The sequence below is a fragment of the Marinomonas posidonica genome (genome assembly GCF_043643765.1).
Lineage (GTDB): Bacteria > Pseudomonadota > Gammaproteobacteria > Pseudomonadales > Marinomonadaceae > Marinomonas > Marinomonas posidonica_A.
The window spans coordinates 155,934-171,085 of sequence record NZ_JBHZSP010000005.1; the positions used below are offsets into that span (position 1 = coordinate 155,934).

Here is a 15,152-nt window from a genome sequence, read left to right on the forward strand (position 1 = left end):
TTTCAGCAATGCTTTAAAAAGTTAACCTTTCTTATGTCCCTTTTTCGTAACTGTGTTCGGTAATAGAAATAAGAAGTATTACTATTATCGGAGTATCACATGTTAACCTGCCATTCTTTTCGTTGTGTCAAGCAGCGAACAACCCCCACGTTACTTGCTTTGAGCATAGGCTTGGTAACGGGAAGCTTTTCTTTTATTGTGCCAGATAGTGCGCTTGCGGCATCTGTTATCAATGAGCATAAATTTTATCGTATTGCAGAAGGTTCGTTAGAGAAAGCGTTAAACCAATTCGCAGTAACATCCGGTTGGTTTATTGGTGGGAATGCTCAATTAACCCGCGGCAAACGAACAAAGGGTTTAGAAGGGCAATACTCGCGCAGACAAGCGTTAGATCTTTTATTGTCAGGTACTGGGTTATCTTATCAAGAAGGCACGGGTAACAGCCTTGTTTTGGTTGATGTGAACAGCGTAACGGAAACCTCAGAGGGCATTGAACTCTCTCCCATATTAATTAACGACACCAAAGATACGACCAAGATTGGTGAGAAAACCATTCGCTCTTCTGAGATAGAGAGTATGGCAGGGGAGAGTACCAACTTAACTGACTTGCTGAAAGGTAATGCGGCTGCACGTTTCAGTTTATCTTCCAGTAACTCTGCCAGTAGTGCCAGCATGCGCCCTGATGAAGTTTCTATTCATGGCCAAGCCCATTACCAGAATGCTTATATTATCGATGGCATGTCGGCCAACAATGATTTGAGTCCTGGGGATTCAGAGGACAAATATACTAACCCAATTAATCCAGCCAGCCTCAAAATGTTGTCTGGCAGCTCATCACAGAGCTTCTATGTGGATCCAGCAATTTTGGAATCGGTGACCATTTATGATTCCAACGTGCCGGCGGCGTTTGGGGGCTTTCTTGGCGGTGTGATTAGCTCGGAAATCAAACGTTATGATGGTGAAGATTATTTTTCTTGGAGGTATCAGATTTCACGCGATGAATGGGATGAAATGCACGCTGATGAGTCATTGGAAGAAAAAATGGAGGAAGGGGACTCTATAGCGGGTGAGTACACGCCAGATTATCTAAAGCAGCGTTATACCCTCTCAGGTGCTCAAAGGTTGGGAGAGAAAGCTGGCATGACCTATAGCTTTTCACGCGGAACCTCTCGTTTTGCTCAGAGTTATCAGAGGAAGACATCAAACCTTGATTTAGGGCGTCAGGGAATTGAATACGACGATACTGTGGATAATCTCGCAACGCGCATTGATTTTAAAGCCACCTCAGATTTAAACCTTGGTGCGTCAGTCCTTTATTCGAATCGTTATCACGATGGCCTCACCAGTAGTTCATATGAGTCGGCTTTTGTAAAATCCCACAAAGCGACAGGTATCGCCTTTGATACGGTTTATCAAGCGCAAAAAGGCTTGTTGACTAGCCGTTTGAGTTATAACCAGGCGCAAGATACCTTAGCATCCGATGACTCGATTTATATCAACCACCCAGCGGATGCAGCCAATGGTGACTGGCCTTATTCCGGTGGTTTTGGTGATGTGAATCAGCAACAGAATACCGCAGCACTGACATTGGACTGGTTACAAAATGCCTTTGTTGTTGGGGATTTTCAGCACTCTTTTCACCTGGGTGGAGAGCTAAAACATATTAAGCAGTTTTATGAAGTAGAAGACGACATTATTAGTCAAACTTATAAGTGCATTAGCACTGTTAATAAGTTTTGTGCCGATGCAAACTCTGATGGTGTGGTGGATTACGATGATGAATATCTGTTAGTTCAAAGTGAAATCGCAGCAAACAAATTAGAAAAAAGCTATTTGGCTTACGGTGCTTTTGTTGAGGACTCCATCAAACACAAAGATTGGACTTACTACTTGGGGTTGAGAGCCGACTACAATACTTCGCTTGAAAACTTGGATATTTCTCCCCGCGCTAGTGCCACTTGGGATATTTTCAGTAACCAGCAAACCTATTTGATTACTGGCGCCAATCGATACTATGGCCGTGATTTCTTCCGTTACGAGGTGAACAGTCAGTTACGCTCATGGCGTACCGTGTATCGATACAATTCCGATGGTAGTTTAAATCGTGTGACGAATTATTCCGATGATTCTTTCTACCAGTATGACTTAGACACGCCTTATTCGGATGAATTGGTGTTGGGAGTGTCGCAAAAACTGGGCAATGTTAATGCCACCCTCAAGTGGGTAAGTCGAGATTCTCAAGACTTGGTGACGCGTGTTGAAAACGATAACGGTGACTACTACACAAATAAAGGAGAGAGTTTGACGGAGACCCTTTCATTAAGTTTTGAAACACTGAAACCTTTTGAAGTCGCGGGCACACAAACTTACGGTGTTTTTTCCATCAGTTATCAAGAAAGCGAAACCAACGTGTTGAGTGATGTGTCATACGAAGAGGAGATTTCTTCTGACTCTATCTACTACCACGGTCAAGTGATCTACGAAACTCAATTGCCAAAAACGGATTTTAATATTCCTTTTACTGTTAAGTTTTCTACTGAGACGTTTATTCCTAAATGGAACCTGACTTGGTCAAACCGCATTAATGTGAAAGCTGGCGGTACGATAGCGAAAGACACGAACGAGGATTACACAGACAGTACTGGCACATATGACATATACGATGATCTAGACTTTGATCAATTGGTTACCTTAGACACCACGTTTGAGTGGCGACCAGAGCTGTTCAATGATGTGGATGGTTACCTAAAATTAAAGATCAATAATGTCTTTGATGACTACATTGATACTTCTACGAACTCCAATACTTATTCTTACACTCAGGGGCGCTCAAGCACAATCGAAGTGGGAATGCGTTTCTAATTGATGCTAATGGTTGGATTGAATCTCTTTTATCAGTAGTGACGCAATTTGGTCACTACTTTTCTCGTTTTTTTGGATGTGAATGATGTTTTATAAGCGAGTTTTGAGTGTCTTGTTTTGTTTGCTCGTTCAGCCAGTGTTGGCTAATGAAGTGGGGGAGCTGTCTTGGGATAAACGGATTGTTCGTGGCACTTTGGACAATGGTTTTCAGTATTATATTTTTGACTCACGACAAGAGAGTGACTACCCAGAGCAGTTGACCATGGCGACCTTATTCGTCAAAGCGGGTGCCATGGATGAAGAGCAGGATCAACTGGGCGTGGCACATATGGTTGAGCACATGGTGTTCCACGAAAGTGATGATTACCCGCAGAGCGTGAGAAGTGCATTAACTAAACTTGGTCTTAAGCAAGGTCGGGGCTTTAATGCGATGACCAACAGCGAAAATACACGCTATATGATGAATCTAAAAAAGACGGATGACAAAAGCTTATCCGCTATGCTGAAAATATATCAACAAATGGCGTTTTATGCGCAGATTAAGGATGAATCTTTAAGTAAAGAACGTTTGGTAATAGAAGAAGAGTGGCGTAAAAAGTTGTCACCCAGAACGCGCATTAATGAAGAGAAAAAATCGTTATTGCGGGTGGGGTCTTTGTATCCTGAGCGTCCTGTTATTGGTACTCAAGAATCCATTAAAAATACGCCAGTGGGGAGACTTCAAGCTTTCTATCAGGATTGGTATCAGCCCAATAACATGGCGTTAATCCTTTATACGCCAAGTAATCCTGAACATCTTGCTAAGCAAATACAGCAATTGTTTGGTCAAGTTGAAAATAAACCATTACCGCCGCGTCATGAAAAAGATCCACAACTAGATGATGCGCTAAAAATCGGTCAATTAACGGATGCGGCGGGCAAAATTAATCGCGTGGCCTATCTACTGCGTTATGCCAATTATTATGATAATTCACAACAAGGGCGACGTAATAGTTTGATCGATTACATGGCCCGTCGTCTACTAACGCAACAAGTGCGTCGTCAAAACAGCACGCTAGGCGATCAGGTGAGAACGTTTTCAAGTACCAAAGGCAGTGTGTCTCCAAATGTGGATATTCTAGGCTTTTCTGTGAATGTGGATACGGGTTTTCATGCACTCGGCTTGTCTGTGTTGGCGTCAGAACTGGCGGCCATTCAACAGCAAGGATTTTACCAAACTGATTTCGATGCTGTACGACAAAACGTTATGGATACGGTTGAAACGAATAAGCAGGCGGCGCAACAACGAGGCAGTTTATGGGGCATGAAAATGTTAGATGCGGTTGCCACTGATAAAGTCTTAGCGGACCCCGAGATGTCTAATAATCAAGTGCTTGAAGTATTGCCAACGATTCATTTAGATGATGTTAATCAGCGAATGCGAGACTGGTTGAGTTCCGCGGATCGCATTCTCTACAGCCAAGCTGTTGGCGGAAAGAAAGTAGAGCTTGGCAACGCTGAAGCAGTAGAAAAACTATTTTCAAACGCTTTGCAAGCCACCCACAATTCCTTGCAAAAAGCCGTACAAGTAGTAGATAAAGTACTGCCGAAAAGTGATTTTCGTGGGGAGTATCGTTTGTTGTCTCGTGATACGAAATTAGGTTTGTCTGAGTGGCATTTATCAAATGGTGATGGATTAACCTTATTGGATCCGACGGTTTTGGCGGAGCGTTATGCAGATGTTTATCAGCCTGCTGAAGAGTCTATCAGTTATTTCTCTGCTTACTCTAAAGCGGGTTATCAGGTGTTAGAGGGTAATCATTGGGCGGAGCAAATTGCATTACAGCTCTCAGAAGCGACTGGTGTTTATGGCTGGACAGAAGAAGAATTAGCAAAATGGCGAAAGGCGCATAAAGTTAACTTGTCTATTAAGCAGAAAGCGCAAAGTGTTTTTTACCGAGGCAACATAGAAGATGAAAATTTCGATACTTTATTAGCTTATTATCATCAGTCACAAAGCCTGCCAAACATTAACCTGCCAGTGTATCAGGACATAATGGATGAGTTGTTGCGCAATGCCAAAGTGGATGTGGTGAGAGTGAGTGAGGCTTTTGCAAGGTCCGTTGCCAAAACGCGTTTTGGTGATGAGCAAGAATTAGTGCCCAGTGTAGCGGGTCTTGAGCAGCTTAGTTTTGATAAGTTGACCCAAGTTCGTGAACAACAAATTGCGCAACCGGTGAGATATTTCATTGTTTCTAGTTTAGAGGAGCAGGTGCTTCTCCAGTCCGTTGCCAAGCATTTAGCGAGCATTCCACGTGCGGCGACAAAGGTTTCTACTCATCAACGACGCACTCAGCCTGTGCTGCAAAAAGCCGGTGATAGAAGATTGGATTTGTCCATTAGTGAAACGCCAAAAGCGGAGTTCCGCCTGTATGCTTATCAAGATATGACCTGGTCGCCGCAGTTGGCTTTGCAGCTTATCTATCTCGGTGAACGTTTGGAAGAGATGTTGAAACGACAACTTCGCGATAAGGTACAAGGCGTTTATAGTGTACGAGTGGGATTGGAGCTAAATCGAGAATCAAATCGCGCAGAACTTTCGGTTCAATTTTCTAGTGATCCGCAGCGAGTCGATGCTTTGGCGGCGCAGACAGAACAAGTCTTGGCGGATTTGCCAGCGCTTATTACACCTCAGTGGGTGGCGGAAACTCAGGCCGCTTTTGCTGATGTGGAAAATAACCGTTTAAAAAATTCTTTCTATTCAACCTTAGTGCATAGACTGGAATTGAGTTTTGTTAAGTTTGACGATGCCCGTTATTTAAACGACATGTCTCAATTGGCTGGTTCTTTGACACTGGATGACTTTCAAAAGTTGGTGCACTCACTGCAGTTTGATAATAAGGTCTTGGCTTACTTGCGACCCAAGTCATCAGAATGACCATGGTCGTTAAATATTAAATGCTCTTTGTAGGCGAAAGGCTCAGTGATTGTCACTGGGCCTTTTTTTCTTTTGGCTTGCTCTTGATCTGCGCTTAGCTCTATGATTTGGAGCCTATCTATGGACGATGCAGGGGATTAGCATGTCACAACCCGTTCGATTATTCAGTTTAGCCATTGCCTTGGTGTGTATTTTATTGGCATTAAACTTTGGTCTACGTTCGTCCATGGGCTTCTTTATGGCGCCTATTTCTCAAGAGTTTGGTTATGGTCGTGAAGTGTTTGCTTTTGCTTTGGCATTGCAGAACTTGTGTTGGGGATTATTTCAGCCTTTAGCTGGGGCTTTTTCTGATCGCTTTGGTACCTTGAAAACCTTATTTATTGGTGCGGCTTTATATGCCTTAGGCCTTTATGTTACTGCGGAAGCCAGTACTATTTTTGGCCTTAATCTTGGCGCCGGGGTCTTGATGGGAATGGGCATTGCCGCCACAGGCTTTGGGGTTGTTTTGCCAGCTATGGCGAGAATGGTGTCTCCTGAAAAACGTTCTTTTGCATTGGGATTAGGCAGTGCTGCGGGATCGGCTGGACAGCTTTTGGTCATCCCTGTGGCACAGGGTTTTATTTCAGCTTATGGCTGGAGTACCGCGTTGCTTTTGCTAGCGGGTGGCGCTTTGATGATGGTGTTGTTGTCGAGCCCGTTTCGCAATGAGAAACAAGTCAAACTGACTCAGACCGAGAGCTCCGAAAATACGCAGACTATGACGCAAGCATTAAAAGAAGCGGGTGTATATTCCCATTATTGGTTGCTGGTGGTGGGCTTTTTTGTGTGCGGTTTTCAGTTGGCCTTTATTACCGTCCATATGCCAGCTTTCTTGTCCGATGAAGGCTTTTCATCCGAAGTGGCGGTTGCCAGTTTGTCACTAATTGGCTTGTTTAATATCTTTGGTTGTTTGTTATCGGGCAGTTGGGCAGGCATCTATTCGAAGAAAAAGTTACTCACTATTATCTATGCGTTACGCGCCGTCGCCATCGCGCTCTTTATGGTGTTTCCAATGACGGATTGGTCTGTGTATCTGTTCTCGATTGTGACTGGGTTGCTTTGGTTGGCCACCGTACCACCGACCTCGGGTTTGGTCGCGCAAATGTTTGGTTTGCGATACATGGGCATGTTGTACGGTATTGTTTTCCTTGGTCATCAACTTGGCTCATTCAGTGGTGTTTGGTTAGGTGGTTACTTATACGATCACACAGGATCTTATGATGTTGTTTGGTGGGCCGCTTGCATCATTGCTCTGGTTACGGCCTTGATTCACATTGTGATTGATGAGCGCCCTGTTGAGCGCTTACGAACTCAAATGGCGACTAACTAATTGATCTTTAATTAGGGATATTTTGTTAACTTTGTTGAGTCTGCTTGATAAAGCGGTTCATCACGACCAATATAAAGAGATGATCAAACAGATGAAAAGTAAGACAAAAAAGAGGAGGGCGATCATGCAGTATGAAGATCGCGTAGATGCGTTAGTGGCGCCAAAAGGCGCTTTGGAAATGTTGTCACAAGATGAAATGGCGCGTTTGTCTGAGGAATCAGGGCCACTTCATGATTTATTCCATCGTTGTGCTTTGGCCATTTTGAACTGTGGTAGTGATTCGGACGATCCGCAGGCGATTATGGATGAATATCGTGACTTTGATATCCAAATTATTCAGCAAGAGCGAGGTGTAAAGTTACATCTGAAAAATGCACCAGGTAGCGCTTTTGTTGACGGCAAGATGATTAGCAGTGTGCGTGAAATGTTATTTAGCGTGTTACGCGATATTATTTTCACGCATCACGAGTACGATTTAGAAGATGGTCTTAAACACGCTAGTTCCGTCAAATTGACCAATGTGGTGTTTGAGTTGTTGCGTAATGCTGATGTGTTTCGTCGTATTCAGAACCCAGATTTGATTGTGTGTTGGGGCGGCCACTCTATTGCCCGTCATGAGTATGATTACACTAAGCGTGTTGGTCATGAATTGGGGCTGCGGGATCTCAATATTTGTACTGGCTGTGGGCCTGGCGCAATGAAAGGGCCGATGAAAGGCGCAGCGATTGCACATGCTAAGCAACGCATTAAAGATGGCGTGTATTTGGGGTTAACTGAGCCAGGTATTATTGCCGCTGAATCGCCCAATCCAATCGTCAATCAATTGGTGATTATGCCGGACATTGAAAAACGTCTTGAGGCCTTCGTGCGAGCTGGACACGGTATTGTTGTCTTCCCCGGTGGCGCTGGCACTGCGGAAGAAATTCTCTATATTTTGGGAATTTTATTGCACCCTAATAATGCCAATATTCCTTTTCCATTGGTATTCACTGGACCAAAAGAAAGTGCGGATTATTTTGAACAAATTCACGCTTTTATTGGGGATGTGCTAGGGGAAGAGGCGCAAAACAAATACCAAATTGTCATTGATGATGACGTGGCTGTTGCGCGTATCATGAAACAGGGAATGGAAGAGGTGCGTGCTTATCGTAAAGCTCATCAAGATGCGTTTTACTACAACTGGAAATTACACATTCCGGAAGAGTTTCAGCATCCTTTTGAACCCACTCATGACAATGTCCGCAGCTTAAATCTGCACTTTGGACAAGAAGTGCATTTGCTTGCTGCCGATCTACGTCGCGCGTTTTCGTCTATTGTGGCGGGTAATGTGAAAGCGCAAGGTGTGGCGCACATTAAAGAGTTTGGCCCGTTTGAAATTCATGGCGATAAAGCCTTGTTGGCCAAATTGGATGTGCTGTTACAAGCCTTTGTTGATCAACAGCGCATGAAATTACCCGGTACGGCTTATGTGCCTTGTTATAAAGTGATCACTGATTAGTTATTTGTATCTAGCCAGGTAATAAACAAAAAGGCGCTCAACCTAGTTGAGTGCCTTTTTTGATGCTTGGTGCTTGATTAAGCTAATAATATTAGCCGAATACTGACCAGCCAATGCTTTCGGATAGCGCTTCTAGGGCTGCCATGCCGGCAAGAGAGTTACCTGACTTGTTTAGTTCAGGGGACCAGACGCACACAGAAAACTGATTTGGCACAATGGCGATGATGCCCCCGCCAACGCCACTTTTTCCAGGTAAACCAACGCGATAGGCAAAGTTACCCGCTTCGTCGTATAAACCACTGGTGGCCAATAAGCCATTGATCTGAGTGGTTTCTCTCGGACTTAGAATTTGCTCATTGGAATGTTGTGAAAACCCTTTGTTCGCTAAAAAACTGAAGGCTTTGGCGAGATCGATGCAATTCATGCGCACAGCACAGTTATCAAAGTAGCTGTGCAGTACGTCTTCTACATCATTATCAAAATTGCCAAAGGCTTTCATTAAATAGGCCATGGACGCATTGCGAGCACGAAATTCATATTCGGAATCAGACACCACTTTGTCTGATTGTATGTGAGGGTTATCAGCCAAACGACGGATGAATTCGCGCATGGCGTAATGGGGGGACGCGAAACGTGATTGGTTCATATCACTGACGACTAATGCCCCTGCATTGATGAAGGGGTTTCTTGGTACGCCAGCTTCATATTCCAGTTGTACTAGAGAGTTAAAAGGGTTTCCTGATGGTTCTCGACCGACTCGCTGCCACATGCTTTCACCATAGTGCTTAATGGCCAGTGTGAGGCTGAACACTTTGGAAATACTTTGTATGGAAAATTCAGTGTCCGCTTGTCCGGCTTGATACAAGGTGCCATCGTTACTGTAAATGGCGATACCAAATTGATTAGGGTCAACTTCTGCTAGGGCAGGGATATAATCAGCCACGTTACCTTGGCCAATTAAAGGGCGAACTTTCTTTTCAATGGATTGAAGTAAGGCTTCCACGTTTTTCTCAATCTTATTATTAATAGGGGGTAAACATACGACTAAAAAGGAAGGCTAGTATAGAGGGTTAGCACTGGAATACCAGTGCTAACCGGCGCTTTAATCCTGTCGCGTTTTGATCCAGTTAACATGTTGTAATATCAGTTGACCAGAGATAGTGGCAGCGTTTGGTATCATGGGTAAATCGTCTATGTGCCACCAGTCTGCTTCTTCGATTTCCCCTGGCGCAGGTGTTAACTCGCCAGACTGGTAATCCGCGAAAAAACCCGCCATCAATTGATGGGGAAATGACCAAGGTTGGCTGCTGATGTAGCGAATGTTGTTGATCTCAATGCCCACTTCTTCTTTCACTTCTCGGGCGACAGCCTGCTCTAAAGTTTCGCCTGCTTCCACAAACCCGGCAATGTTACTGTAGCGGTCCTTCGGGGCCTGTGGACCACGAGCGAGTAGAATGCGGTTGTCATATCGAATGGAGACGATGATGCAAGGCGAAATGCGTGGATAATGTCTTAGATGGCATTTTGGGCAAATTTTCGTATGTTCTTTGTGGTGCTTTTCTTGCAAGTTCGTACCACAGCGACCACAAAACTGATGATCTCTGTCCCAGGTGGACAATTGATGAGCGCGACTGAGTAAGATGTAGTGTTCTTGATCCTGCTGGAACAAGAGTTCGCGCAAACCTATTTCCGTAAAGCCTTTTGGTACAGTATCAAAACGGCAAACAAACACGTCTTGACCGTGCCATTGACCACAGTAGACAGCCCCCATATTCGCGTCAGGTTGAAAATGGTCAAAGGGAATTAAAAACTGCTGGTCAGCTTCGACCAGTACTTGTTGACGATGTAACAGAATATAGAGCGCATCTTGGTGTGGACGCGGATGCGCTTGAGTGCCAATTTCTAACATGTTACCGCTCAGTTTTGCGTCGAAAAGAATTACGCTAACGCGATCAAGTTATTGACGCAAGTTTTAATCACCTAGCGCCAATCTAGGATGACTTTGCCTGACTGACCAGATCCCATGGTATCAAAGCCCTTTTGAAACTCATCGACTGAAAATTGATGGGTGATAATAGGGCTGATGTCTAAACCAGATTGCAGCATGGCTACCATTTTGTACCAGGTTTCAAACATTTCACGACCATAAATGCCTTTGATGACTAGGCCTTTAAAAATGACTTGGTTCCAGTCAATCAAGGTGTTGTTGCCCGGAATGCCGAGCATGGCCACTTTGCCGCCATGATTCATGTTTTCTAGCATAGAGCGAAACGCTTGATCGTTACCAGACATTTCCAGACCCACATCAAAGCCTTCACTCATGCCCAAGTCTGCCATGACGCCGGTAAGTGATTCGTTTGTCACATTGACCGCGCGAGTGGCCCCCAGTTTTTTGGCTAAGTCTAAACGGAAGTCGTTGACGTCTGTAATCACTACATTGCGTGCACCCACATGCTTAGCAATAGCAGCAGCCATTGCACCAATGGGGCCTGCACCGGTAATAAGGACGTCTTCACCAATTAAGTCAAAAGATAAAGTCGTGTGAACGGCATTACCAAAAGGATCAAAAATGGCCGCCAAATCATCACTGATGTTATCTGGAATTTTAAACGCGTTACTGGCTGGAATGGCCAGATATTCTGCAAACGCCCCAGTGCGATTAACCCCGACACCGAGGGTTTTACGGCATAGATGACGACGACCTGCGCGACAGTTACGACAATGACCACAGGTGATGTGGCCTTCTCCTGACACGCGATCCCCTATATTGAAACCACTCACTTCAGGGCCAACCTCAACAATTTCACCAACAAATTCATGGCCTATTGTCATGGGAACGGGAATGGTCTTTTGTGACCATTCATCCCAATGGTAAATATGCATGTCAGTACCGCAAATCGCCGTCTTACGAATTTTAATAATCACATCATTGTGACCGCATTCGGGTGTGTCCGTATGGGTTAACCAGATGCCTTGCTCTGGATGCAGTTTGGCTAATGTTTTCATCGCACTTCTCCTTTAATAATGCCCATTTCTCGACCCACTTTTGCGAAGGCATGAATGGCTTGATCGAGTTGCTCCTTGGTATGTGCTGCTGACATTTGCGTTCGAATTCTGGCTTTGCCCATTGGCACGACAGGAAACGCAAAGCCAGTAACGAAAATGCCTTCTTTGTATAGCGCATTTGCCATGGTTTGTGCCAGCTTTGCGTCACCTAACATGACAGGAATGATGGGGTGGTCGCCTGCAACTAGTTCGAAGCCCAGTGCCGTCATTTCCGTTCTGAAATATTGGCTGTTGGCCTCTAATTGTTGTCGTGCTTGGCTATTGTCTTTTAGTTTTGTCAGAATGCTTAGGCTAGTAGCGGTAATCACAGGCGCCAAAGCGTTGGAAAAAAGGTAAGGGCGAGAACGTTGGCGCAACCATTCGACAATACCTTTAGAGGCACTGGTATAGCCTCCTGACGCGCCACCTAAGGCTTTTCCAAGTGTGCCTGTAATGATATCAATACGCCCCATCACATCGCAGTATTCGTGACTGCCACGGCCATGCTCACCAAGAAAGCCCACGGCATGGGAGTCGTCTACCATTACCAGCGCATCATATGTATCCGCGAGGTCACAGATACTTTTTAGGTCTGCAATGGTGCCATCCATCGAGAATACACCATCGGTGACAATGAGTTTGGTTTTAGCCTCATTGTTATTCGCCTCTTGTAAAGCCGCTTCGAGTTCTGCCATATCATTATTAGCATAGCGATAGCGCTGAGCTTTACAGAGGCGAATTCCATCGATAATGCTGGCATGATTAAGTGCATCACTGATAATGGCGTCGTCTTGATTTAATAGGGTTTCGAATAGACCGCCATTGGCATCAAAACAAGAAGAATAAAGGATGGTGTCTTCCATACCTAAAAATTGGCTAATACTTTGTTCAAGTTCTGTATGTATGCTTTGAGTGCCGCAAATAAAGCGTACTGAAGCCATGCCATAGCCAAACTCATCTAATGCCTGATGAGCCGCTTGTGTCACGTCAGAATCATTAGCTAGCCCTAAATAGTTGTTAGCGCATAGATTGATCATAGGTTGTTGGTCTGCCGTGGTAATTTGGCTGGCCTGTGGCGTAATCATGGGGCGCTCTTGTTTGTATAAACCTTGATCTTTTAATTGCTCTAGTTGGATGGCGAGGTTTTGGTAAAAATCAGCTTTTTTCATAATGCACTCCAGAGTGTCGTCCAATAGGGGCAAGTAATAAGGGGAAGATCATTTGAGTGTAGAGTTCTAATGACGATAAAAGTAGATGCAGTGGCATAGCAAAACGACCATAACAGTTTACTCGCATTAGACGTTCTGCTGTGCTGGTCATGTTGCCCATGGGTCGCGTAGAATGGGGCAAATTTTAAACAAAGAGGAAGAAGTGACATGTTGTCAAAGTTTCGCTACGGAGTGATGCGTTGTGGTTTGCTGGTTGGTGCGTTAGGAGTGAGTGTGATGGCGCAAGCGCAGGATTTTATTCCTGTTTTGCAGTATCACCATGTGAGCAGTACGTCACCGAAATCCACTTCAGTGACTCCTGAGCAATTCACTGAGCATATGGACTATCTTCAAACGGCAGGATTTAAGGTGATTGACCTTAAAACAGCATTAGAGGATTTAAAGGCCAATAAACCTTTACCAGAGAAAGCCGTTGCCATTACGTTTGATGATGCCTACCGTAATATCTACAAAGCGGGCTTTCCTATTTTAAAAGAGCGCCATTTTCCCTTCACGGTTTTCATTAATACTGAACCAGTTGAGCGTAACAGTCGTAGCTTCTTGACATGGCAACAAATGAAAGAGATGGAAGAATTTGGTGGTGTGTTTGCCAATCATACTATCAGCCATCCTTACATGTTGCGTAAGCTGGAAGGTGAAACGGATGTCGCTTGGCTAAAGCGCATGGAAAACGAAGTCGATACTGTCGAAGCCTTGTTGAATGAGCACCTAGGTCATTCACCTAAAATGTTGGCTTACCCATATGGTGAGTCTGACCATACAATTCGTGACATGATGGCTGAAAAGGGCATTATGGCATTTGGTCAGCAATCAGGCGTGGTCAGTGCGGATTCCGATTTTGAGAATTTACCGCGTTTTCCTGCGTCTGGTGCCTATGCTAAGTTGTCGACCTTGAAGACCAAGCTAAATTCACAGCCTATGCCACTATTGAACGTAGAAGCTGGAGGGGATTTTGCTGGTGCGGACCCTGTTTCGATTCGTTTGACCTTTAAAGAAGGCAAATATCGTTTCAAAGATTTGGCTTGTTATGTTTCTGGCCAGGGCAAAGCTGCTTTAGAATGGGCTTCAGACCATGAAGTAGTGGCGACAGCACCGAAAGCATTTGGCACAGGACGAGGTCGTATTAACTGTACTATGCCGGATAGAACAGGGCGCAGTTACTATTGGTATTCCAATGTTTGGATTCGTGCGGCGGCGGATCAAAACTATGTGAGCGAAAAAAGTTAAATTTTTTTCAAAAAAATGTTGCACTGAAATTTCAAATCAGTAATATACACCTCGCTCGCAACGGAGGGGTGGCAGAGTGGTTTAATGCACCGGTCTTGAAAACCGGCGTAGGTTAGTAGCCTACCGAGAGTTCGAATCTCTCCTCCTCCGCCATCTTTAAAGATGGTGTGTGTTGTAGCAAAGATAAAATTAGTTCCTCGATAGCTCAGTTGGTAGAGCAAATGACTGTTAATCATTGGGTCACTGGTTCGAGTCCAGTTCGAGGAGCCATCGGAGTATAGCGCAGTCTGGTAGCGCGCCTGCTTTGGGAGCAGGATGTCGGGGGTTCGAATCCCTCTACTCCGACCATTTTATCATCCATTTAGTAATGGTGGGCGTAGCTCAGTTGGTAGAGCTATGGATTGTGATTCCATCGGTCGTGGGTTCGAGCCCCATCGTCCACCCCATTGCTATGATAGTTGGGTCGTTAGCTCAGTTGGTAGAGCAGTTGACTTTTAATCAATTGGTCACTGGTTCGAATCCAGTACGACCCACCAACTATCTCTGATGCAAAATTCTGCACTAATCTGATTAATTCCTCGATAGCTCAGTTGGTAGAGCAAATGACTGTTAATCATTGGGTCACTGGTTCGAGTCCAGTTCGAGGAGCCATCGGAGTATAGCGCAGTCTGGTAGCGCGCCTGCTTTGGGAGCAGGATGTCGGGGGTTCGAATCCCTCTACTCCGACCATCAGAATACAGAATATCATTAAGAATGGGTCGTTAGCTCAGTTGGTAGAGCAGTTGACTTTTAATCAATTGGTCACTGGTTCGAATCCAGTACGACCCACCATTCTTTTTCTTCTCTTTATTTTAAATCCTATCTCATCTTAATTTCGCATTATCTATATTTTTCTTGATAAGTTGTTGGGTGTGGTTTATTTTCCAGCTTTCCAGCTTTCCAGCTTTCCAGCTTTCCAGCTTTCCAGCTTTCCAGCTTTCCAGCTTTCCAGCTTTCCAGCTTTCC

10 protein-coding genes and 8 tRNA genes are annotated in these 15,152 nt (G+C 44.7%); 13 read left to right on the plus strand and 5 right to left on the minus strand.

Annotated features, from left to right (window positions below; all coding sequences use genetic code 11):
- Positions 1-99: 99 nt before the first annotated feature.
- From ACHUFM_RS07520 to ppnN, 4 genes are all read left to right on the plus strand, one after another.
- A complete protein-coding gene (locus tag ACHUFM_RS07520; protein WP_394181076.1) occupies positions 100-2,862 on the plus strand; it encodes a TonB-dependent receptor in 2,763 nt (920 codons plus the stop codon).
- Positions 2,863-2,944: 82 nt separating this feature from the next.
- Entirely contained in the window at positions 2,945-5,779 is a 2,835-nt protein-coding gene (locus ACHUFM_RS07525; RefSeq protein WP_394181078.1) for a M16 family metallopeptidase, read from the plus strand.
- 142 nt (positions 5,780-5,921) lie between these two features.
- A complete protein-coding gene (locus tag ACHUFM_RS07530; RefSeq protein WP_394181079.1) occupies positions 5,922-7,148 on the plus strand; it encodes an MFS transporter in 1,227 nt (408 codons plus the stop codon).
- 124 nt (positions 7,149-7,272) lie between these two features.
- Positions 7,273-8,646, plus strand: a complete 1,374-nt coding sequence (gene ppnN, locus ACHUFM_RS07535) for a nucleotide 5'-monophosphate nucleosidase PpnN (RefSeq protein ID WP_394181082.1) — start codon at positions 7,273-7,275, stop codon at positions 8,644-8,646.
- A gap of 91 nt (positions 8,647-8,737) precedes the next feature.
- Here the strand turns inward: ppnN and glsB are convergent, their stop codons facing one another.
- The 5 genes from glsB to ACHUFM_RS07560 form a co-directional block, all read right to left on the minus strand.
- Positions 8,738-9,649: a glutaminase B gene (glsB, locus tag ACHUFM_RS07540; protein WP_113875420.1), complete on the minus strand. Its 912-nt coding sequence runs from the start codon at positions 9,647-9,649 to the stop codon at positions 8,738-8,740.
- Between the two features lie 99 nt (positions 9,650-9,748).
- Positions 9,749-10,555 carry an NAD(+) diphosphatase gene (gene nudC, locus ACHUFM_RS07545; RefSeq protein ID WP_394181084.1) on the minus strand — a complete coding sequence of 269 codons (807 nt, stop codon included), beginning with the start codon at positions 10,553-10,555 and terminating at the stop codon, positions 9,749-9,751.
- 71 nt (positions 10,556-10,626) lie between these two features.
- A complete protein-coding gene (gene tdh / locus ACHUFM_RS07550) occupies positions 10,627-11,652 on the minus strand; it encodes an L-threonine 3-dehydrogenase (RefSeq protein ID WP_394181086.1) in 1,026 nt (341 codons plus the stop codon).
- The gene (locus ACHUFM_RS07555; RefSeq protein WP_394181088.1) at positions 11,649-12,860 is read right to left on the minus strand and encodes a glycine C-acetyltransferase; all 1,212 of its coding nucleotides are present in this window, start codon (positions 12,858-12,860) and stop codon (positions 11,649-11,651) included. The genes tdh and ACHUFM_RS07555 overlap by 4 nt, the downstream gene beginning before the upstream one ends.
- Positions 12,847-13,011, minus strand: coding sequence for a hypothetical protein (locus tag ACHUFM_RS07560; protein ID WP_394181090.1), 165 nt, complete (start codon positions 13,009-13,011; stop codon positions 12,847-12,849). The genes ACHUFM_RS07555 and ACHUFM_RS07560 overlap by 14 nt, the downstream gene beginning before the upstream one ends.
- 56 nt (positions 13,012-13,067) lie before the next feature.
- Between ACHUFM_RS07560 and ACHUFM_RS07565 the strand changes: the two genes are divergently transcribed.
- From ACHUFM_RS07565 to ACHUFM_RS07605, 9 genes are all read left to right on the plus strand, one after another.
- Positions 13,068-14,147: a polysaccharide deacetylase family protein gene (locus ACHUFM_RS07565; RefSeq protein WP_394181092.1), complete on the plus strand. Its 1,080-nt coding sequence runs from the start codon at positions 13,068-13,070 to the stop codon at positions 14,145-14,147.
- Between the two features lie 62 nt (positions 14,148-14,209).
- Positions 14,210-14,300 (plus strand) — tRNA-Ser (locus ACHUFM_RS07570).
- 41 nt (positions 14,301-14,341) lie between these two features.
- A tRNA-Asn gene (locus ACHUFM_RS07575) sits at positions 14,342-14,417 on the plus strand.
- 1 nt (position 14,418) lies between these two features.
- Positions 14,419-14,495 (plus strand) — tRNA-Pro (locus ACHUFM_RS07580).
- Between the two features lie 22 nt (positions 14,496-14,517).
- A tRNA-His gene (locus ACHUFM_RS07585) sits at positions 14,518-14,593 on the plus strand.
- A gap of 14 nt (positions 14,594-14,607) precedes the next feature.
- A tRNA-Lys gene (locus ACHUFM_RS07590) sits at positions 14,608-14,683 on the plus strand.
- 39 nt (positions 14,684-14,722) lie between these two features.
- Positions 14,723-14,798 (plus strand) — tRNA-Asn (locus ACHUFM_RS07595).
- A 1-nt stretch (position 14,799) separates the two neighbouring features.
- Positions 14,800-14,876, plus strand: a tRNA-Pro gene (locus ACHUFM_RS07600).
- Positions 14,877-14,902: 26 nt separating this feature from the next.
- Positions 14,903-14,978: transfer RNA gene (locus ACHUFM_RS07605), tRNA-Lys, on the plus strand.
- Positions 14,979-15,152: the final 174 nt, after the last annotated feature.

Excerpts from the sequence above, each read along its gene's own strand:
- ACHUFM_RS07520 (WP_394181076.1), top strand. The coding sequence starts at position 100 with ATGTTAACCTGCCATTCTTTTCGTTGTGTCAAGCAGCGAACAACCCCC.
- ACHUFM_RS07525 (WP_394181078.1), top strand. The coding sequence starts at position 2,945 with ATGATGTTTTATAAGCGAGTTTTGAGTGTCTTGTTTTGTTTGCTCGTT.
- ACHUFM_RS07530 (WP_394181079.1), top strand. The coding sequence starts at position 5,922 with ATGTCACAACCCGTTCGATTATTCAGTTTAGCCATTGCCTTGGTGTGT.
- ppnN (WP_394181082.1), top strand. The coding sequence starts at position 7,273 with ATGCAGTATGAAGATCGCGTAGATGCGTTAGTGGCGCCAAAAGGCGCT.
- nudC (WP_394181084.1), bottom strand. The coding sequence starts at position 10,555 with ATGTTAGAAATTGGCACTCAAGCGCATCCGCGTCCACACCAAGATGCG.
- tdh (WP_394181086.1), bottom strand. The coding sequence starts at position 11,652 with ATGAAAACATTAGCCAAACTGCATCCAGAGCAAGGCATCTGGTTAACC.
- ACHUFM_RS07555 (WP_394181088.1), bottom strand. The coding sequence starts at position 12,860 with ATGAAAAAAGCTGATTTTTACCAAAACCTCGCCATCCAACTAGAGCAA.
- ACHUFM_RS07560 (WP_394181090.1), bottom strand. The coding sequence starts at position 13,011 with ATGACCAGCACAGCAGAACGTCTAATGCGAGTAAACTGTTATGGTCGT.
- ACHUFM_RS07565 (WP_394181092.1), top strand. The coding sequence starts at position 13,068 with ATGTTGTCAAAGTTTCGCTACGGAGTGATGCGTTGTGGTTTGCTGGTT.